Source organism: Paenibacillus sp. FSL H7-0756, from assembly GCF_038006765.1.
Classification (GTDB): domain Bacteria; phylum Bacillota; class Bacilli; order Paenibacillales; family Paenibacillaceae; genus Paenibacillus_AQ.
Map to the genome: position 1 here is coordinate 2223119 of NZ_JBBOVT010000001.1, position 20070 is coordinate 2243188.

Sequence of the window (20070 nt, forward strand, 5' to 3'; positions counted from 1 at the left end):
GAACAGGGCAGTGACTTTGCTGATCTTACTGGTTCTGTGCAGCCTGAGTGCCTGCTCAGACAGACACCCGGAGGCCGCTCCCCATACGGTAAGCAGCACCGTTAATGCCAGTACCACCGGCACCGGTAAAGCGGATACCGCTAACCCCAGTGATGCCGCAGACAGCAGCGGTTCCGGCAATACGCTGCCTGCGGGCCATCCTCCAGCCGCCCCCCTCTCGGAGCTGGCTGCCAAGGTGAAGCCGGTCCGGTTCACCGCCTTTGTGAACTATGACTGGTATACGGCGCCGGACTGGAAGAGCAGCCCGCACAGCCGCTGGATCACCGATCATCTGAAGGTTACACTTCTACCGGTACCCTCAGGCGGGGCTGCCGCCCAGAAGCTGAACGCGATGATTGTCTCGGATCAGCTTCCCGATGTACTGGTTATGGATCGCGGCAAAGATGTGGAACGGCTGCAAAAGGCAGGCAAGCTGGTGGCGCTGGACCCTTATCTGGAGAGCTATCCTGAATTTGCCCGAATGATCGGCGAGGATACGCTGAACATGCTGCGCAGTGAAGACGGCAGGCTGTACCAGATTCCGAACTGGTATATTAACGGCAGCGGCGGCAGCGGCAATGCGGGTTACCTGGTGGAGAAGAAGATACACCGCGCACTTGGCTCCCCCCGGCTTGAGACCTGGGACGATCTCGAAGCGTATCTGAAGCAAGTGCAGAAGAATTACCCGGATGTTGTGCCGATCGATTTCGGGGAGACTCGTGACAGCGTGGACATACAGATGATAGGTATGCTCTACAGCGGGGCGGCGGAGAACCGGACGCCCACTTTCATCGCTCCCGGTTCAGGCCAGATCTTCGGTGTGCCCGCCGGCTCACGGTTGACTTCTGTGTACCGGGACCCGGCGTTCCGGGAGACGCTGCTGCTGGCAGGACGGCTGGTCCGTCAGGGGCTGACCTCTCCGGATCTGTTGACCGGGACACGGGATCAGGTGCTGGAGAAGCTCAAGAGCGGCCGGATTGCCGTATTTGGCGCTTATGACGCTGTCGTGGAAGGGATCGGCCGGGAAGCCAATAATCAGCTCTCTGCCAAGGACCCGCTGGACGGCTATGAGCTCATCTGGCCGGTGCACCGGGAAGGCGTCGATCCAGGTAAGGTCTACCCCTCCGGGTACAATACGCTGGGCTGGAATGTCAATGTGATTACAACCTCAGCCAGCGATCCGGAAGCCACCTTCTCCTATATGAATTGGGCGACGAGTCCCGAGGGACAGCGTATTCTTTTCTTCGGGCCGGAGGGATTGTTTTATGATACAGTGAAGGATGAAATCCCCATTCCAAATGATGCCTATATTGGACGTGATTTGAAGAGGTATGATGATCTGAAGATCGGAGAATTCAACTGGTACGGCAATACCTCTTATATTGATGCTGCCAAAGCAAGACGCGAGAAGCTGCTGCCTGCCGGGGCCCGGGACTGGACCACCCTTGGACAAGCGAATATAACGTTCCGGACTTCGATGAACCTTACCGAATTCTCCAATCTCGATCCGGCGCCCGCCTCGGAAGAGGGGCTTATCCTGCAAAGGCTGAGGGATCAATATGCGCAGGTGATTCCCCGGATGATTTTTGCGGCAAGTGATGAAGAGCTTCTGGAGCTGCTGAAGGAAGCAGACAAGGAAGCGACGGACATAGGGTATGACAGGCTGCTTGCCTGGAAGACTGAAGTGTGGCGGGGCAATCTTAAGAAGATAAGGGATTATTCACCGGAACAATAAACGTTTGGAGAGAAGAGGGATACGTCATGTACCCTCTTTTCCGCATGAAGGAGCGCTGATTGCGATGTACAGAGCTGTCTTGGTGGATGATGAGAATTATGACTTGGAGGGGCTGCGCTGCCTGATTCCCTGGAGTGAGCTTGGGATTGAGGTGGCCTGCAGCGAGAGCAATCCGCTGGCCGCTCTCCAATATATCGAGAATCATGAGATTGATCTGCTGATTACGGATATCAAGATGCCGGCGGTTTCCGGTATGGAGCTGTCCCGCGTGGCGCTGGAGCTGAATCCGGGGCTCAAAATTGTGTTCATCAGCGGATACCAGGAATTTCATTATGCGAAGCAGGCGCTAGATTTGAAGGCCCATGCATACATTCTTAAGCCGGTTGATGATGAGGAGCTGATCAGTGTGCTGCGCACAGCTACCGCCGAGCTGAAGCTTGAACGGAGCAGAGTTCCAGAAGATGGCGGCATGATCGCTTCCTTCGATTTCATCAAGAATGATGTGCTGCAGCATCTGCTGGAAGGCAGTATTGACGGGGCTACGCTGGGCGCATTCCTGGCCCGGTATCCGCTGGATTTGGCCTTCACCAGTGCCTCTGCCGTGCTGATTGAAGCCGATGATGTTCTGATGCGGGTGCAGGAGCAGCCGGAGGATGTCTATGCCGGTCTGGACAGGCTGTTTCAATACATCGGGTCAGAGATTAGCATCTCTGCTGCCGGGAAATGGTGCCGGCTGAACCGTTCACAGCTCGGTTTCGCCTATACCGGGCAGCGCCGGATGCTGGAAGAGTGGCTGGAGCAGCTGGTGCTGAAGGTCCGTGAGCACACGGATTACACGATCACAGTGAGTTATGGAGCAGAGGTGTGGTCTCTCGAAGAGCTGACCGCCTCCTTTTCGCAGGCTAAGGCCTATATGAATGGCAAGATGTTCATCGGCAAGAACCGGGTGATTCCGCCGGTGATGAACAAGCCGGGCATGATCCAGGATATCAAGGAGCTGAGCGTGGTCCTGGAGGGGATGTTCGGGGCCATGGCTGCTTATAGGCTGGCAGATATTTGCGACTGTATCGACGAGTTATTTGAGATGGCTGCCCTGTTCGAGCATCCGGTGAAGGTCTATCATTTCTCTATTCATATTGTTACCCGGCTGGAGGCGTATCTGGGGACACTCAACGAAACCTACGAGAGTCTGCAGCAATTGGACGCCATTCATCATCTGGAGACCGTTGACGATATCAAACGCTGGCTCCGGCGTACCCTATTTGAGATTTCCGAGCTGCTGTTCATGAAGAAGCGGCACAAGAACCGCCGGCTGATGGAGAGCATTGAAGCCTATATCCGGGAGAGGCTGACGGAGAATCTTACCCTGCGGGTGGTGGCGGGCCATTTCGCTTATTCGCCGAATCATCTTGGAGTGCTGTTCAAAGAGCATACCGGGGAGAGCTTCAATGAGTATCTTGTGCGGCTGCGGATGGAGAAGGCGATTCTTCTGCTTGATCAGCCCCAATACAAAATCTATGAGGTGGCTGATAGGGTTGGCTACAAGAATATCGCTTATTTCAGCAGGCAGTTTCGGGAATATTTCCATATGACCGCAGCCGATTACAGAAAGCAGAGCTGATCCGCCATGCAGATGAAGCGTGCGAAATCATTATACATGCCTTTAAGCTACAAGCTGCTTATTTCTTATCTGGTGCTGGTGCTGGCACCGATTATTGCCCTTGGAAGCTATGCTTACCTGTCATCTGTGCGCTCCACGGAGGAGCATGCAAGAAGCAATCTGGAGGTGGCCGTCAAGCAAATAGCCAGTAATGTGGATTTCCGGCTGAAGGATATGGTCCGCAGCACCGATGAGCTGTACGCGGACCAGACCCTGGCGCGTTATCTGGCAGGCTATCATTCCGGCTGGGAGAAATACAGCATTATGTCGCAGTATATTCTGCCCAGCCTGAAGAATGCTGCCAATCTGCCGGACCCGGAGGTCGGGCTGGCCGTGTATGTAAGCAATCCTGATGTCGGTGAATTCTATTACAACGATCATGCAGCAGGTGATGTCCGGAAGTATTCTTTATTTCACATGGACCGCATTGAGGAGGAGGACTGGTACAGAAGGCTCAATCTGCATTACAGCTCAAGGGAGTGGCGGCAGGTGGGGAATGACAATGTGAATGGCAGCATCTCTTACCTGCGGCCCTTGATCAACTACGATACCCTGGAACTGAACGGTCTGATCCAAATGACAGCGAATATGAAGTACATCTTCTCGGATGCCGTCTCGGGGCAACTGGGCGAGGACAGCATCCTGTTCGTTGTGGATGAGGGCAACCGCCTGCTTTTCACCAGCTCCCGGAACGGGCTTATTCCTGATCTGCTGTCTTCAGCCGCTTCCGGTTATATGAAGCAGCCCAAATCTTATATGCAGATTAAACAGCCGGTTACGAATATGCCGGCCAGTATAGTAGCCTGGATTCCCTATGCTTCCCTGCAAAAGAATTCGCAGCAGGTCCGTAATGTGACCATCGGCATCTGTCTGGTCACTCTGGTACTGCTTGTTCTGATCAGTCTGGCGATGTCCCAGTATTTCTCGCGGAGCTTCCAGAAGCTGGTCGCTTCCCTGAAGTCTTTTCAGGAAGGGGACTTCCACAAACGGATGCCGGTTAAGGGCAATGATGAGTTTGCGGAGATCGGCAGTGCTTTTAATGATATGGCTTCCACGATTCAGCGGTTAATTGATGAGGTCTATGTCGTCAGTCTGGAGAAAAAGGAGACGGAGCTGCAGGTGCTGCATTCCCAGATGAACCCGCATTTTCTGTATAACACCTTCTCTTCCATCAGCCGGATGGCCAAGCTGGGGGAGATTGATAAGCTGCATGAGGTCATCCGTTCGCTAGCCCGGTTCTACCGGCTGACGCTGCACCGGGGTGAGATGATTATTCCCGTGGAACAGGAGCTGCAGATTGCAAAGTCGTATCTCGATATTCAGCGGATCAAGAATGCAGACCGTATCCATGTAGTCTATGTTATTGCGCCAGAGGTGCTAGAGAGTGCGAGCGTGAAATTTATTCTGCAGCCGTTTGTAGAGAATGCTTTAGAACATGCTTGGTATGACGATGAAATTACACTGATGATCCGTGCTTATCTGGAAGAGGGGGATGTAGTCTTTGAAGTGGAGGATAACGGGCTCGGGATGAAGGAGGAGCTGATCGGGCAGATCCTTGAGCCTGCGGGTCAGGGCATCGGCTACGGCATCCGCAACGTGGATCAGCGGATCAAGCTGCAGTACGGCAGACCGTATGGTGTGTCAATTCACAGCTCGCTTGGCGAAGGAACGCTGATCCGGCTCCGCTTTCCTTATCGTCTGTATCATTCTGTGCCGGAAGAGGCACAGCAATTATAGCTCTTTACAGCAGCAGCGGCTGCGCTATCCCGGATCAGGAGACGCAGCCGCTGCATGTTTTTATTGAATACGGACCGGCTCCGCCGGATCAGGCTTACGTGGAGGGTTGAAGCGGTAGACCAGGTAACCTACGATGAACGGCAGAACGATCGTGACGATACCAGCTCCGATATTCACCGTATCCTTCATGAAGATCAGCGTCGCCCCCATCAGGATGCTGTCAAATACCACATGGCTGAACATCACCGCGATGAAACCGTACCGGATGAAAATATAGCTGAACAGCAGACCGATCACCGTCAGCTCAATCGGCCGTGAGATGACCGGATAGATCGGGTAGAGCGTATGTCCGAGCGCCCAGATCAGGGTCGTGATCAGCGAAGCAATGAGCGTATTCTTAACCAGCTTCTTCAGCATGCGGATACCAAACAGCCGGTAGACCGCCTCTTCCGAGAGGCCGGCCAGCCAGGCTACAATCGGCAGCAGCCAGGCATATTTCATATTGTAAGGCGACTGGCTGGCGTCAGTGGTGGACCAGTTATCCAGCGTATAGGACAGAATAATGAACATGACGGTCTGTACGCCGAGCAGAATGAAGGCCCAGATATAACCTGCCTGGATACTCTTCAGTACATAGTGGCCGTAGCCGGGCTCGGAGGCCCGGGGCCAAGGATTCAGCTTCTCCTCGGAACGCCACAAGCCGTCCCCTCCGACCAGAGAGAAATAGAGCAGGAGCGACATCAGCAGACTGTACAGTACGTAGATGACGAACATGACTACGGCTGTAACTCTTGCCTCAGCGCTGCCGCTGCCGGATTCAGACACCACATTGTAGCTGCTGACCATCATGATCAGGAAATGGACGGAGCTCAGGAAGATTCCGCGCTTCCAGGAAGTATGCTTCCTGCGCAGAATGCCGTAGATCAGTGCCAGGAGGCCCAGCAGCAGGGTCGGCAGACCGTATCCGAACAAAGTTAGCTTCTTGGCCAGCGAAGTTTGACCATCCACGTAGGCATCATGCCAGGCAGGGGCCGAGAATCCGGCGCGGAAGTACGAGACCTCGCCGTTCAGATAATTGAATTGGTATCTAAGCGGTAATTCACCTATGGTGACGGAGCTGTCGGAATAGACAAGCCCGTAGCCATCAAGGTTAGCCTCAATCTTCAGCTTGGCGGGATTGGCCCCCCAGAGCTTCAGCCAGGGAAGTGCGAGCCTCTCTTTTGCCTCCAGGCTCAGATCCGGTAGGCTGCTTGCAGGATTGGCAGTACCGGTACGTTTGGTTGCTGCTGCGGGCCGCTCGCCGTAATTCAGTCCGGCCGCTGCATCGGCATCGGCACCAACGGCAAAAGCCACGGGCTCGCCGTTATACATATTGAGGTCGACTGCCAGCCGGGCTGCAGCCTCTCCGGACGTATAGAGCACCGCATGGTACACATCGAATGGATAGCGTTGATCCAGCTTATTCTTGGAATAGTCCGGGAGCAGCTTCTCACGGGACATATAGCCGTAGAAGGAAGAGTCCGTCTTGTACAGGATCACCCATTCATCTCCGGCTGCGGCTTCGTAGCCGAGCTGCCCGGCGGCAAACGCGGCGGCTTTCTCCCGGATTTCACTTTTGCTGAGAATGGTTGTATCCCCATCTGAACTGGAGATGAGCTGGGGAGCGATCTGGAACATGACAAATAGAATGAGTCCGAGAATTCCGGCAAGGATAAGTTTAATAGTAAGGGGCCGCTGGTGCAGGGGCTGGCCGACGGGATTCATGGAACGCCTCCTTGAAATATAATGCTCTCATCCATCCATTATAGTATTACTTACCGGGCAGGTACAAAGAAATGCCTTATTATCCTTTTACGTGGAAAAGTCCAGGCTTATGCTTAAAGGCATGTTATTTTATCTGCTTGTCAAAATGAGTCTTTGTGAAGTTAGGCAATAACGTATATAATTTTGTATGCTTATCTGATACTGACTGATTCGTAACTTCTAAATAAGGAACCCTGAAAGGATGAGAAGTTTGGCGTCACCGTCTTCCAAGATCACCGGCTTCCGATTCCTGAAGCTGGCTCCTCCGCAAATCCTGGTGCTGAGCTTCGCTGCGGTCATCCTCATCGGCACATTGCTGCTTATGCTTCCGGTATCCAGTGTACCCGGTCAGCCGCTCCGCTTCATGGATGCGCTGTTCACAGCCACCTCCGCCGCCTGTGTGACCGGTCTGGCTGTAGTGGATACCGGGACCCATCTTACCGGCTTCGGACAAGCGGTCATTCTGGTGCTGATCCAGATTGGCGGGCTCGGGTTCATGACCATGGCCACGCTGTTTGCCCTGGTGCTCAGGCGCAGAATCTCCCTGCGTGACCGGCTGATTCTTCAGGAAGCCATGAATCAGAGCTCGATGGAAGGGATTGTGCGGCTGATCCGCAAGGTGCTGCTCTATTCTCTGGTCATTGAAGCTGCGGGAGCGTTTCTCCTGTCTATCCGCTGGGCGGTAGATATGCCGTTAGGCCGCGCAGTCTACTACGGGGTATTCCATGCGGTGTCGATGTTTAATAACGCCGGATTCGATCTGTTCGGCGGGCATGATCACAGCTTAATCAGCTATGTCGGAGACCCTGTCATTAACCTGGTTGTTATGTTCCTGATCATCTCCGGGGGGATCGGCTTCATCGTCATCTCCGATCTGGCCGACTTCCGCCGCACCCGGCGGCTGTCGCTGCACAGCAAGGTGGTGCTGTCGATGACGGCCGGACTGATTGTGACCGGAATGGTGGTCATCTTCATCTTCGAGTTCACCAATTCGCGGACCCTGGGACCGCTGAACCTCGGGAGCAAGCTGTGGGCCTCCCTGTTCCAATCCGTGGCACCGCGTACGGCAGGAGCCAACACCCTGGATATCACGGGCCTGCGTCAGGCCACGCAGTTCTTCATCGTGATTCTGATGTTCATCGGGGCATCCCCGGGCTCTACCGGCGGCGGCATCAAGACCACGACCTTCACGCTGATGATCGGTGCAGTTATCTCCATGCTGCGCGGCCGCGAAGACATCGTGCTCTTCCGTTACCGGCTGGCTCAGGAGCGCGTGTTCAAGGCACTGACGATTACGCTGCTGGCGCTGCTGCTGATCGTGACGGTCTCAATGATGCTCTCGACTACAGAGGGGCTGCCGTATCTGATGATTCTGTTCGAGACGATCTCGGCGTTTGCCAATGTCGGACTAAGTCTGGGTTTGACCCCGGAGCTGACGCAGGTCGGCAAGATCCTGATCTGCCTGACCATGTTCGCCGGAAGGCTAGGACTGCTTACGCTGGCGTATGCGCTTGGTCCGAGACAGGGCAAACCATTATATAAATATCCGGAAGGCAAAATGATAATTGGATAGGGGAATCAAGTCATGAAACCACAGCAGTTTGTTGTAATCGGCCTGGGCCGCTTCGGCTCAAGTCTGGCGCTGGAGCTGATGTCCATGGGCTACGAGGTGCTTGGCATTGACCACCAGGAGGAGCGGGTGGAGGAAATGAGCGGCCGGCTGACGCATGCGGTCATGGCGGATGCTACGGATGAAGGGATTATGCGCTCACTCGGGGTGCGTAATTTCGACTGCGGCATTGTGGCGATCGGGGATAATATGGAGCGGAGTATTCTGGCTGCGATTCTGCTGAAGGAGCTGGGCGTCAAGCAGGTGGTCGGCAAAGCGATCTCCATTCTGCACGGCCGCGCGCTGTCGAAGCTGGGGGTGGACCGGGTGATTTTCCCGGAGCGTGATATGGGTATCCGCGTGGCTCACCAGCTGGTGACGCCGAATCTGCTTGATTATATCGAGATTTCCAAGGATTACAAGGTCGTTGAGCTGACGGTGCCCGCCTGCATGAACGGTAAAAGCCTCTCCGAGCTGAATACCCGCGCCAAATACGGCTGCAGCATCATTGCCCTGAACCGCGAGGATGGCATCATCGTAGCCCCGACCGCACATGATTATGTGCATCAGGGGGATATCATGGTGGTGATCGGCTCCAACGACAGCATCGAGGAGTTCGAGGATGAAGCGGTGAATGCGGAGTAAGCATTTCCTGCCAGCCAGCCTATCCCGATAAAAGAAAGCTATAAACGCCCGGATAGCTATGCATCCAGGCGTTTTTGCTGTTTCTGCGTAAGCCTGCATCCGCATATCAGAGCAATGGACACCAGCCTGTGACATGCTGTGCGGAGACTGAAAAATTTTCCTATACACATATGTAAAATGTATCCTGAAATGATAAAATAAAAATATTGAAAGCGGTAACATTGAAATCCTTAGGGGGATATGTGATGAAAAAAACACCGATGATCCTGCAGCTGGCGTTGATTCTATTCTGCATTATGGCTATTCCTACAGCAGTCCTGACCTGGTACAGCGGGTCACAGATTATACAGAATTCTGAAGCAGCTATCGGGGAATCTACGCTGGCCGGGCTTAATGCCAACCGCAGGCTGAATGAGAACGCGCTGGCCAATCTGGCCCAGGATACGTCACGTCTGGCGGCGACGAATATTTTTGACCGCATCCGCAGCTTCGAGACCTACGATGAGATTAACGCCAACTATAATAATGTAAGTCTGGCGCTGTCCGTGACTAAGGAGCTGCTGAACCTGAACCGCCGGGTGGATGGTGTGTATTCTTCATTCTTTGTCCTGGAGGATTCGGATTATGTCTTCTCTACCGACAGCAGCATCACGACGCTTGCCCGCTATGAGCCTATCGGATGGATTACAGAAGCGCTTAAGGGACGCAGGGGGATCAGCGGGGTATGGGTGCCCCGTAAGCTTGCGTCGGGCGAGAACGTGGTGTCTTATGTGTACCCGCTCAACCGCTTGTCTACTACCACCCGGGGAGTAATCGTCGTCAATATGAAGGAGAGCCAGATCGGCAAATATCTGCATGCTACCGAGGTGGGTGACAGCAACTACCTCCTGCTGGACGCTGCGGGTACGGTGATTTCCTTCAATGACCAGTCCATGCTGCTCTCCGACAGCCGTAAGCTGCCGTTCTTACAGGAGATTCTGAATCAGGAAGCCAGTGAAGGCTACACCTTCCGTAAGCTGGAGGGTAAACGGACGGTGTATGCCTGGAGCCGTTCCTCCTTGTCCGGGTGGTGGAATGTAAGCTGGAGCTCCATGGATGAGCTGATGACCAAATCGAGAGAGATGCAGGGAAATATCATTCTGCTGACGGGGGCGATCATTGTACTCGGAACGCTGCTGGCCATCTTCCTTGCCACCTGGCTGTCCAGGCCCCTGAGGCAGCTGGTGCAGACGATACGCTCGAAGATTGATGTGGGCGTAGTGAACAAGAATGAGCTGGCCTTCCTGGATCTGGCCTTCAAACGGATGCAGGAGGAGGAAGAAAGCCTGTTCCAGCTGTTGCAGGAGCGTGAACAGGATACCCGCAGTCTGGCCGTACACCGTCTGCTGCGCGGTGAGATTCCGCCGCGGATCACGGAGGTTTTTCCGCATGCCTGCTACAGAGTGGTGGTGGTCTCCATCGACCAATATAGAAGATACGTTGGACATACCAATGTCGAGACGCGCAGCTATCACCGGTATTTGCTGAGTGCCAAATATGAGAGTGTTTTCCCAGAAGCGCTGGTAGCTCGTTGTGTCTACCATAATGAGGGCTGTACAGTGATTGTACTGAACTTTGCCCCGGAGGAGGGGGAGGTGCACAGCACTTTGATTCATCAGGCGCTGGAGGAGATCCGTGACCAGTCCCTTGAGCTGCTGGAGCATTCGGTCACGATTGGGGTAAGTGAGCGGACGGATGCTCCGGAGAGGGTGGCGCTGCGGCTGTTCGAAGCGATGGAGGTGATCAAGCGCCGCATGATCAAGGGGGCCGGAAGCATCATGTACTGGCATGACGGGGAGGATAACAGCCGCAAGTATGTTGATTCTGAGAGCAGCGAGCGGCGAATCCTCAATTTCCTGGATGCCGGCGACCTGGCGGGTATCTTCAAGGAGCTGCAGAGCATCCGCAGCCAGATCTCCGCAGAGGACAATATCTCCTACGATAATATTATGTTCATCTATCATCAGCTGATGGGCGCGACGATCAAGCATCTGCGCGAGAATCACCTCGGGACCGGACGGATGATTATGGGCCGGGGTAACGTATATTCGATTCTCGCCGCCATGGATACGCTGGATGAGCTGGAGGAGTACCTGTATGATTTCTACTGTGAGATTGTACAGAGCCTGGACCGCAGCGCCCATGAGACCAATTATGCGCAGCGGATCACGGAGTACCTGAAGCAGCACTACCGGGAAGAGATCGTCTTCGAGGATATGGCCAAGCAGATAGGCATCAGCTACTCCTATATGCGCAAGCTTGTATATGAGCAGACCGGCAGCAGCATGATTGACTTCGTCAACCAGCTAAGGATTGAGCAGGCCAAGGAGCTGCTGCTGGATTCGGGGCTGACGATCAAGCAGATTGCCGCTGAGGTCGGTTATGCCAATGTGCAGAGCTTCAACCGCTTTTTCCGCAAGTATGAAGGCATGCCGCCAAGCGGCTACAAGTCAGCGAAGAGCAAGAGTTCTTAGAAGTTCATAGATGGTCATAAAATCCTGTAAAATAAAAGCCCTTAGGAGCCCATTAAAGCCCTCCCCGGCGGAACGGTAGCTCCTTTCAGGGACCATATTGTTTCGGCTTGTCTGCGGAAAGTGGGTAGGCGGCGGGAAAGAAAGGGAAAAATCCCTCTGATGGAGCCGAAAATGGGCGGGATAGGGAAATGAAAGGGATAAATCCCTCTGATGGAGCTGAAAGTGGGCTGGATGCAGAAATGAGAGGGATAAATCCCTCTGATGGAGCAAAAAGTGGGCCGGATAGGGAAATGAGAGGGATAAATCCCTCTGATGGAGCTGAAAGTGAGTAGATGAAGAGCACAAGTGCACCTGAATCCCGAGAAAGTTGGCTAAACGAGCGAATGAAGAGCACAACCCCCCTCCCTCACCATCCAATTTTTATCCACCTTGTACCTGACACCATAAATGAAAGCGCTTTATTATTTTTGGGAATGCCTATCAGTTTTGATAATGCACTTTCGTCTGAAGCTTGGTGTGCCGGGCAACAATCATTTGTGAATCAATTGTGATAGGTGATCATCAATACTCATGATATTCAAGCCCCGGCAAAGGCGATAGCATAGAAGTCAGGCCGGAGACCATGAGCCGGCAGCCGGTAAGAAGAATTCAAGGCAGGAGGTGAATATGTTGAAAGCTGCAAGCGCTTCACAAACGAATCACAGTCCTTTATTAAGAAGGAAACAGGGGTTCAGCTATTATTTACAGCGGGATTGGCAGCTCTATCTGCTGGTGATGCTTCCGCTGGCCTTTGTCATCGTATTCAAATATTTGCCAATGACCGGACTTGTAATCGCCTTCAAAGACTATAAGATTGCCAGAGGCTTCTGGGGCAGTGAATGGGCGGGATTACAGGTTTTCCAGGACCTGTTTGCCAAGCCTGATTTCATCCGGGCCGTCCGCAACACCCTGCTGCTGAACGTGCTTGACCTCTGCTTCAGCTTCACGATGCCGATTGTGCTGGCTCTGCTGCTGAACGAGATCAAGAGCGTACGGTTCAAAAGAATCAATCAGACGGTGCTGTATTTGCCCCACTTCCTGTCCTGGGTCATTATCGGAGCCATCGCCTATCAGCTCCTCAGCGAGGGGGGCGGTGTTGTCAATAACCTCATAGAACTGATGGGAGGCACCCGGATTCCATTCCTGCAGCAGGATACGAATTGGCTGATCAGCTATCTCGTGATCGGGGTCTGGCAGAGCATGGGCTGGGGTACGATTATCTATCTGGCGGCGATGAGCGGGATCAACCCCGAGATGTACGAAGCGGCTACGGTAGACGGGGCAGGCCGCTGGAGAAAGGTCTGGAATATCACCCTTCCATCGATCCGGGCAACGATTGTGACGCTCTTGATTATGGCGCTGGGCAAAGTAATGGACGGCTCCTTCGAGCGGATCTATGCGCTGCAAAATAAAGCGACCACCGAGTTCACCACCACCATACCGGTCCTCGTATACCGCTGGGGGATCGAGAGCGGCAATTTCAGCAGGGCGACCGCCATCGGATTATTCCAGTCCGTCATCGGAATTATTTTGGTCATTTCCGCGGACCGCGTAGCCAAGAAGCTTGGCGAGGATGGGATTTTGTAGAAAGGAGAGGAACCATGAAAGCCATAGCCGGAGGCACTGCCGCACCCCACAAAGCACGCATAGATATCTGGGAAACACTGATCCGCCTCGTTATCGTCATCATTTCATTAATCTGCCTGCTGCCGTTTATTCATGTCGTATCGAAATCCCTTAGTTCTGACTCCTTCGTCATTGCCAACAAAGTCTTTCTGTGGCCGCAGGGCTTCACCATTGAAGCGTATAACAAAATCTTCGCGGATGCCAGCATCCTCCGTTCCCTGTACATCTCGGTCATCGTGACGGTGCTGTTCACCATTCTGGGCATGATCCTGACCATCTGCGCCGCCTATCCGCTGTCCAGAACCCAGTTCAAGGGCCGCAGAGTGATCACCTTCATTTTCCTGTTCACCATGTACTTCAGCGGGGGCATTATCCCCGACTATATGAACATCAACAATCTGGGACTGATGGATACGATCTGGTCACTGGTGCTGCCGCTCTCCTTCAGTGCCTTCAATCTGCTGATTATGAAGACTTCTCTAACGCACGGGATTCCCGTAAGTCTGGAAGAGTCAGCACGGATCGACGGCGCGGGGCATTTCCGGATTCTGTTCAGCATTGTGCTGCCTTTATCCAAGCCGATTATGGCGACACTTGCCCTTTTCTATGCGGTGGGCCGCTGGAATGCTTATCAGGACGCATTGTTCTATATCAAGCATGAGACCTCCCTCCGGCCGCTTCAGCTCAAGCTGTATTATCTGGTCATTCAGGCGAGTGAAAGCTTCCAGCTGGAAGCCAGCCAGGTGCAGCTCAGCAATCCCGAAGTACTGAAGGCGTCAGTCGTTGTATTCGCTACCTTGCCTATCCTCTGTGTGTATCCGTTCGTCCAAAAGTACTTCGTTCAAGGTGTTATGCTCGGAGCCGTTAAGGAGTAATCCTGCGTCCCTGGTATATAGTCATTCTTTGGAATTACGAAAATTCAAAAAATGGGGGAATTGCGATGAGTAAAAGAAGCGTGTATTCGTTAATGATGGCATCCGTCATGACGGCCGGCCTGCTGGCCGGATGCTCCGGGGGAAATAACACCAAGAATACAGCCGAATCCAGCAATAAGCCGGCCGAGACAGCCGCTGCTACGAACCAGGCCGAAGGAGCCTATCCTGATTATTCCAAGGGCTTCGAGAAAAAAGTCTCGCTGGACATTCCGGTCTATGAGCGTGCCTATGAAGGCTGGAACGTGTCCGATAACTACTATACCCGCTGGGTACAGGCGGAGTTCGGCGACAAATATAATATAGAGGTTAACTATGTGCCGATTACCCGCTCCAAGGAAGTAACGGATTTCGAGCAGCTTCTGGCTTCGCACAAGGCACCGGATATTATTTTCCATTATGATATGCCGCAAGCGCTTACTTATTATGGCGAGGATGTGATGCAGCCGCTCGACTATGCAGAGATCCAGAATTATGCGCCGACCTACTGGAAGAACATGGGTGAAACGATTGAACAGTATGGTACCGTGGATGAGCAGAAGACCTTCTTCTTCGCTGCACGCCCGGAAGCCGACAACTTCGTCAACATTATCCGCAAGGATTGGGTGGAAAAGGTAGGCATGAAGGTGGAGGATCTCACCTCGCTCGAAAAGTATAACGAGATGCTTGCCAAGTGGAAGGAAGCCGGACTCGGGGTGAGCGGCGGCAATCTGCTGCAGAACTTCTTCAACTTCAACTATCCGTTCCGTGAATGGCCCGTGGATGCGAAGTATCGTGCGCTGTATTCCGATCTCAGCGTTGCCGATCTGACTACGAAGGAGACAGAGGCTTACCTGCGAAACCTCAATTATCAGTATAACAATGGCCTGATTGATAAAGAATTCTACCTGCGCAACGATGAGCCGAAGATTAAGGCGGAATTCGTGGCAGGCAAAACCGGCAACTTCGGCTTCTATCTGGCGAACAACACCGATGTTTTTGCGGCTACGCTGCAGAATAACCCCGATGCTGAGTTTGCGGTGGTGCCTCCGTATGCAGGGGTTCCGGAAGGCAAGAAGCCTCAGGGACGCGCTTACTGGCCGTTCGGCTTCATTATGGGCATTAACTATGAATCCACGCCGGAAGAACGCGCAGCCGTGTGGATGTATCTGGAATGGCTCAGCCAGCCGGAGAACCTGTTCAAGTTCCAGAACGGGATCGAAGGGGAGAACTATACGCTTGACGCAGACGGCATTGCGCTGAAGAACCCGGATTATAAGGGCGAAGCGGTGCTGGCACAGAACAATAACAAGGACTACTGGGGTCTGGTGACGGAAATTGCCCAGTACCCGGATGAAGCCAAGACCCGCAAGGCCAACCTGCGGAACTGGGCACCGGCCGGTTATGAGCCGCTTGCGGATGATCTGGTGAAATATTATGACGAGGTTGCCGAATTCCGTACACCGGATGCCCTGTTCAATGTGGTGCTGGAGAAGGTGAACGAATACAAGGCCGATCTGAACACGCTGTTCCAGGAGCTGTACGTGAAGGTGGTGCTCGCTCCGGAGGCTGAATTCGATGCTACGTATGAAGCCGCCAAGAAGACGTATCTGGAGGCAGGCTACCAGGAGATTCTCGATGAGAAGCAGGCGGCAATTGATGCAGGCAAATTCCGTTAATCCGGTGTAAGTCTGGTTTAGTATAGCAAAAGAATTACCCGGCAGTATCCTCACCCGGCAGGCTGATCCGTAGCATTACGGAAGCTTGCCGGGTGATTGCTGTGTTCCCCGCCGCTACTCGCGGCTGTTCAGAAAGACATCCTCCGTGACCTGCACCAGGCAGCGCGCTGCTGTGCTGAGTCCGCCGCTGCTCTGGTAGATGAGGCAAGTGGTCCGCTGCGTCTGCTCCAGCTCCTTGATGTGCAGGGAGACCAGCCCCCCGCCGTTCAGCAGCTCCGGACGCAAGTAAGAGTTCGGCAGCAGGGCCGCAGCCTTGATCGTCGGCAGCAGGCGGACGATGGCCTCGAAGGAGTCGATCTCCATCCGTACATCGGGATCAACCCCGCAGCGCTGGAACAGATCATCTGTCGTCCGGCGGTACCAGGTTCCCTTGGAGAAAAGAATCATCGGCAGCCGGGAGAGATGCTCCATGGTGAGCCGCGGCGTCAGGGTCAGCGGATGCTGCTCGGAGACGACCAGCCGGAGCTGGTCCTCGAACAGCGGGATGCAGCGCAGCCCCGGCTCCTGGACCTGGGAGGCGATGATGGCGACATCGCATTTGCCTTCGCTGACAGCGGTGACCATTTCATGAGTCTTCCCGGTGATGAGCTTCAGCTCGGCTGCCGGATACTTCTCTGTGTACGCTTTTACCAGAGGGGGCAGGGTTGTCTGCAGTGTGGTAAGGCTGGCGCCCAGGGTTACGAGCTGCGGCTCTCCCTCCTTGAACTTCGATAACGCTTCCAGAAACTTGGAACGCTGCTGACGCTGCTCCAGCGCATAAGTGTAGGTAAGGCGGCCGACCTCTGTAAGCTCCAGGCGCTTACCGAAGCGGTTGAACAGGGCGACGCCGAGCCGCTCCTCCAGCTTGGAGATTTTGCGGGAGAGGGCCGGCTGGGACAGGTTGAGCTGGCGCGAGGCCCGGTTCAGGCTGGAATGCTCCACCACCGCAGCAAAAGCATCTAAATCATCATACATTTCATAGTGCTCCTCTCTTACAAATCCCATACAACTGTGATAAAAGGCATAGCCGATGTGTCAAGGTTCTCCTGATGTGCAGGAAGACAACCCTAAATTGTAAGTTATTGATGAAGCTAAATGAGAATTATTATCATATTAAAAATATTCTTATGCAATTATTGTATAACGATTAATAATTAGATTGCAATTCCCTTATAAGCAAAAAAAGAGTAACATGAAAAGTGACACAAGATATTCACATATTGTGAATTATTCAGCAAAGTCCGGGAAAACAATGGATAGTGGTGAAAACAGACTATTAGCCGGTAAATCAAGACTGCCGCTGCCCTGTTTCAACTGTACTCCCGGCGGTGTATGCTCTTTAAAAAGACTTGTGAAAACGCTGTTTTATATGGAAAGGGGACACTTTGCATGAGAGGATTTTATTCCAGAAAGATTCATTCCTTGCTCGGCGTTATCCCGCTCGGGGCATTCTTCCTTGAGCACATGCTGACGAACTTCGCAGCAGTAGAGGGTGGCGCTTCTGGTTTCACAGACAGTGTGCTGTGGCTGAACAGCCTGCCGCTTGTCTTCTTCCTGGAATTGTTCGGCATCTGGCTGCCGCTGCTGTACCATGGAGTCTACGGCCTGTACATCGCGTACCAGTCGAAGCCGAACCTGAACCGCTACAATCTAGAGCGCAACTGGCGTTATACGCTGCAGCGGATCACCGGAGTTGTCACCTTCATCTTCATTGTCTGGCATCTGTGGGACACACGCGTCCAGGTAGCGCTCGGCAAGGTGGAGCATGATCAGCTTGGCGGAGTGATGCATAACATTGTGACCCAGCCGCTGCTGATGACTCTCTATATTGTCGGAATCGTGGCTGCCTGCTTCCACTTCTCCAACGGTCTATGGTCGTTCCTGATCAGCTGGGGAATCACGGTGGGTCCGCGTTCGCAGAGAGTATCGTCGGTACTTTGCCTCGGTATTTTCGTTATCGTTACTTTCATGTTCGTCCTGTCGCTGGTTACCTTCCGTAACGATGAATTCCAAACTGCCGCTACGGCGATGCAGTCAGTGCGCAGTTTCATTTAAGGATATACAGGTGAGTGGAAGCGGTTAACTTTTGCTGGGACACACTCACAAAACCAAAGCGTATGCTTCCGAGGCAAGTTTTGTACGATGAGGAATCAGGAAGCAGACGCTGACAAAACTTAAGCCTATGCTTCCGAAGCAAGTTTTGCTGCTCAGCTATCTCGAAGAAGCGGATCTTCCGCAAAACTTTTTAGGAGGGGAACAATCATGGCATCAGCCGATATCATCATCGTGGGCGGCGGTCTGGCCGGCCTGATGGCTACCATTAAGGCCGCTGAGTCCGGCGCGCATGTACATCTATTCTCACTGGTCCCTGTCAAAAGATCACATTCCGTCTGCGCGCAAGGCGGCATCAATGGCGCCGTGAATACCAAGGGCGAGGGCGACTCGCCTTGGGAGCATTTCGACGATACTGTCTACGGCGGCGACTTCCTGGCCAACCAGCCGCCGGTTAAGGCCATGTGCGAAGCAGCACCGGGCATTATTCACCTGATGGACCGGATGGGCGTAATGTTCAACCGTACGCCGGAGGGGCTGCTCGACTTCCGCCGGTTCGGCGGAACGAAGCGCCACCGCACAGCCTTCGCAGGTGCGACTACCGGGCAACAGTTGCTGTATGCGCTGGATGAGCAGGTACGCCGCTGGGAAGCGGAAGGCCTGGTTACCAAGAGTGAGAACTGGGAATTCCTCTCGGTGATTCTGGATGACGAGCGGGTCTGCCGCGGTATCAGCGCCCAGAATCTCAAGACGATGGAGATTCAGACCTTCCCGGCGGACGCGGTCATTCTGGCCAGCGGCGGTCCGGGGATTATTTTTGGCAAAACGACGAATTCGGTCATCAACACAGGAACCGCCGCAAGCGCCGTGTATCAACAGGGTGTGCACTATGCGAACGGGGAATTCATTCAGATTCACCCGACGGCGATTCCCGGCGATGACAAGCTGCGGCTGATGTCGGAATCGGCACGCGGCGAAGGCGGACGGATCTGGACCTATAAGGACGGTAAGCCGTGGTACTTCCTCGAAGAGAAATATCCATCGTACGGTAACCTGGTGCCGCGCGATATTGCTACCCGTGAGATTTTCAATGTGTGTGTGGATCAGGGGCTGGGCATTAACGGCGAGAACATGGTCTACCTGGATCTGTCGCATAAAGACCCGAAGGAGCTTGACGTCAAGCTGGGCGGGATTATCGAGATCTACGAGAAGTTCATGGGGGATGATCCCCGCAAAATTCCGATGAAAATCTTCCCGGCTGTGCATTATTCAATGGGCGGCATGTGGGTCGACTATAATCAAATGACGAATATTCCCGGCTTGTTCGCGGCAGGGGAATGTGAATATCAATACCACGGGGCCAACCGTCTGGGAGCGAATTCCCTGGTCTCTGCCATTTATGGCGGGATGGTCTCCGGACCGAAGGCCGTGGAGTATATCAAAGGCCTCAAGAAATCGGTGCAGGATATTTCCTCCACGGTGTTCGACAGCTTCCACAAGACTCAGACCGATAAATATGAGTCGCTGCTCGGGATGACTGGCACAGAGAATGCTTACGTGATCCATAAGGAGCTTGGCGAGTGGATGACGGCGAACATGACTGTGGTGCGTGAGAATAAGAAGCTGGAAGCCACCATCGGCAAAATCAAAGAACTGAAGGAACGCTACAAGAATATCAATATGAGCGACACTTCGCGCTGGAGCAACCAGGGGGTAGCCTTCACCCGCCAGCTTTGGAACATGCTGGAGCTGTCGGAGGCGATGACACTTGGAGCCCTGCTGCGCAACGAGAGCCGGGGCGCGCATTACAAGCCGGAATTCCCGACGCGTAATGATGAGGAATTCCTCAAGACCACCAAAGCCGCCTGGACAGCAGACGGCCCGCAGATCTCCTACGAGGAAGTCGATGTGTCGCTGATTCCTCCGCGCGTGCGGGATTACTCGAAGGACTGACCGGTTAGACTAACCAAACTTTCTAGGAGG

The 20070-nt window shown here is 53.7% G+C and carries 13 protein-coding genes; 11 read left to right on the top strand and 2 right to left on the bottom strand.

The genetic code is table 11. From position 1 onward, the window contains the following. Positions 1 to 10 precede the first annotated feature (10 nt). The 3 genes from NST04_RS09895 to NST04_RS09905 all read left to right on the top strand — a co-directional run bounded on the left by NST04_RS09895 (position 11) and on the right by NST04_RS09905 (position 5171). Positions 11 to 1774 (top strand): extracellular solute-binding protein, encoded by a 1764-nt coding sequence (locus tag NST04_RS09895; protein WP_341184100.1) that lies wholly within the window; start codon positions 11 to 13, stop codon positions 1772 to 1774. Positions 1775 to 1838: 64 nt separating this feature from the next. Beyond that, positions 1839 to 3395 (top strand): helix-turn-helix domain-containing protein, encoded by a 1557-nt coding sequence (locus NST04_RS09900; protein ID WP_341184101.1) that lies wholly within the window; start codon positions 1839 to 1841, stop codon positions 3393 to 3395. Between the two features lie 36 nt (positions 3396 to 3431). Continuing rightward, positions 3432 to 5171, top strand: coding sequence for a cache domain-containing sensor histidine kinase (locus NST04_RS09905; protein ID WP_341184102.1), 1740 nt, complete (start codon positions 3432 to 3434; stop codon positions 5169 to 5171). Positions 5172 to 5231: 60 nt separating this feature from the next. On the opposite strand, the gene NST04_RS09910 is transcribed toward NST04_RS09905, so the two are convergent. Beyond that, positions 5232 to 6935, bottom strand: a complete 1704-nt coding sequence (locus NST04_RS09910) for a CPBP family intramembrane glutamic endopeptidase (protein ID WP_341184103.1) — start codon at positions 6933 to 6935, stop codon at positions 5232 to 5234. A gap of 241 nt (positions 6936 to 7176) precedes the next feature. Between NST04_RS09910 and NST04_RS09915 the strand changes: the two genes are divergently transcribed. The 6 genes from NST04_RS09915 to NST04_RS09940 all read left to right on the top strand — a co-directional run bounded on the left by NST04_RS09915 (position 7177) and on the right by NST04_RS09940 (position 15996). Beyond that, positions 7177 to 8547, top strand: coding sequence for a TrkH family potassium uptake protein (locus NST04_RS09915; RefSeq protein WP_341184104.1), 1371 nt, complete (start codon positions 7177 to 7179; stop codon positions 8545 to 8547). A gap of 12 nt (positions 8548 to 8559) precedes the next feature. Beyond that, positions 8560 to 9228, top strand: coding sequence for a potassium channel family protein (locus tag NST04_RS09920; RefSeq protein WP_341184105.1), 669 nt, complete (start codon positions 8560 to 8562; stop codon positions 9226 to 9228). A 245-nt stretch (positions 9229 to 9473) separates the two neighbouring features. After that, positions 9474 to 11741 (top strand): AraC family transcriptional regulator, encoded by a 2268-nt coding sequence (locus NST04_RS09925; RefSeq protein ID WP_341184106.1) that lies wholly within the window; start codon positions 9474 to 9476, stop codon positions 11739 to 11741. Positions 11742 to 12407: 666 nt separating this feature from the next. Further along, the gene (locus NST04_RS09930; RefSeq protein ID WP_209875949.1) at positions 12408 to 13367 is read left to right on the top strand and encodes an ABC transporter permease; all 960 of its coding nucleotides are present in this window, start codon (positions 12408 to 12410) and stop codon (positions 13365 to 13367) included. A 14-nt stretch (positions 13368 to 13381) separates the two neighbouring features. Further along, positions 13382 to 14281 (top strand): carbohydrate ABC transporter permease, encoded by a 900-nt coding sequence (locus NST04_RS09935; protein ID WP_341184107.1) that lies wholly within the window; start codon positions 13382 to 13384, stop codon positions 14279 to 14281. A gap of 65 nt (positions 14282 to 14346) precedes the next feature. Next, complete coding sequence (locus tag NST04_RS09940) at positions 14347 to 15996, top strand: ABC transporter substrate-binding protein (RefSeq protein ID WP_341184108.1); 1650 nt, start codon at positions 14347 to 14349, stop codon at positions 15994 to 15996. 114 nt (positions 15997 to 16110) lie between these two features. Here the strand turns inward: NST04_RS09940 and NST04_RS09945 are convergent, their stop codons facing one another. Next, entirely contained in the window at positions 16111 to 17010 is a 900-nt protein-coding gene (locus NST04_RS09945; RefSeq protein WP_036701597.1) for a LysR family transcriptional regulator, read from the bottom strand. A gap of 414 nt (positions 17011 to 17424) precedes the next feature. On the opposite strand from NST04_RS09945, the gene NST04_RS09950 reads away from it, so the two are divergent. After that, positions 17425 to 18090: a succinate dehydrogenase cytochrome b558 subunit gene (locus NST04_RS09950; protein ID WP_036727089.1), complete on the top strand. Its 666-nt coding sequence runs from the start codon at positions 17425 to 17427 to the stop codon at positions 18088 to 18090. A 207-nt stretch (positions 18091 to 18297) separates the two neighbouring features. Further along, positions 18298 to 20040 (top strand): succinate dehydrogenase flavoprotein subunit, encoded by a 1743-nt coding sequence (gene sdhA / locus NST04_RS09955; protein WP_036701593.1) that lies wholly within the window; start codon positions 18298 to 18300, stop codon positions 20038 to 20040. Positions 20041 to 20070: the final 30 nt, after the last annotated feature.

Coding starts and splice junctions, on each gene's coding strand:
- NST04_RS09900 (WP_341184101.1), top strand. CDS start 1,839: ATGTACAGAGCTGTCTTGGTGGATGATGAGAATTATGACTTGGAGGGG.
- NST04_RS09905 (WP_341184102.1), top strand. CDS start 3,432: ATGCCTTTAAGCTACAAGCTGCTTATTTCTTATCTGGTGCTGGTGCTG.
- NST04_RS09910 (WP_341184103.1), bottom strand. CDS start 6,935: ATGAATCCCGTCGGCCAGCCCCTGCACCAGCGGCCCCTTACTATTAAA.
- NST04_RS09915 (WP_341184104.1), top strand. CDS start 7,177: ATGAGAAGTTTGGCGTCACCGTCTTCCAAGATCACCGGCTTCCGATTC.
- NST04_RS09920 (WP_341184105.1), top strand. CDS start 8,560: ATGAAACCACAGCAGTTTGTTGTAATCGGCCTGGGCCGCTTCGGCTCA.
- NST04_RS09925 (WP_341184106.1), top strand. CDS start 9,474: ATGAAAAAAACACCGATGATCCTGCAGCTGGCGTTGATTCTATTCTGC.
- NST04_RS09930 (WP_209875949.1), top strand. CDS start 12,408: ATGTTGAAAGCTGCAAGCGCTTCACAAACGAATCACAGTCCTTTATTA.
- NST04_RS09935 (WP_341184107.1), top strand. CDS start 13,382: ATGAAAGCCATAGCCGGAGGCACTGCCGCACCCCACAAAGCACGCATA.
- NST04_RS09940 (WP_341184108.1), top strand. CDS start 14,347: ATGAGTAAAAGAAGCGTGTATTCGTTAATGATGGCATCCGTCATGACG.
- NST04_RS09945 (WP_036701597.1), bottom strand. CDS start 17,010: ATGTATGATGATTTAGATGCTTTTGCTGCGGTGGTGGAGCATTCCAGC.
- NST04_RS09950 (WP_036727089.1), top strand. CDS start 17,425: ATGAGAGGATTTTATTCCAGAAAGATTCATTCCTTGCTCGGCGTTATC.
- sdhA (WP_036701593.1), top strand. CDS start 18,298: ATGGCATCAGCCGATATCATCATCGTGGGCGGCGGTCTGGCCGGCCTG.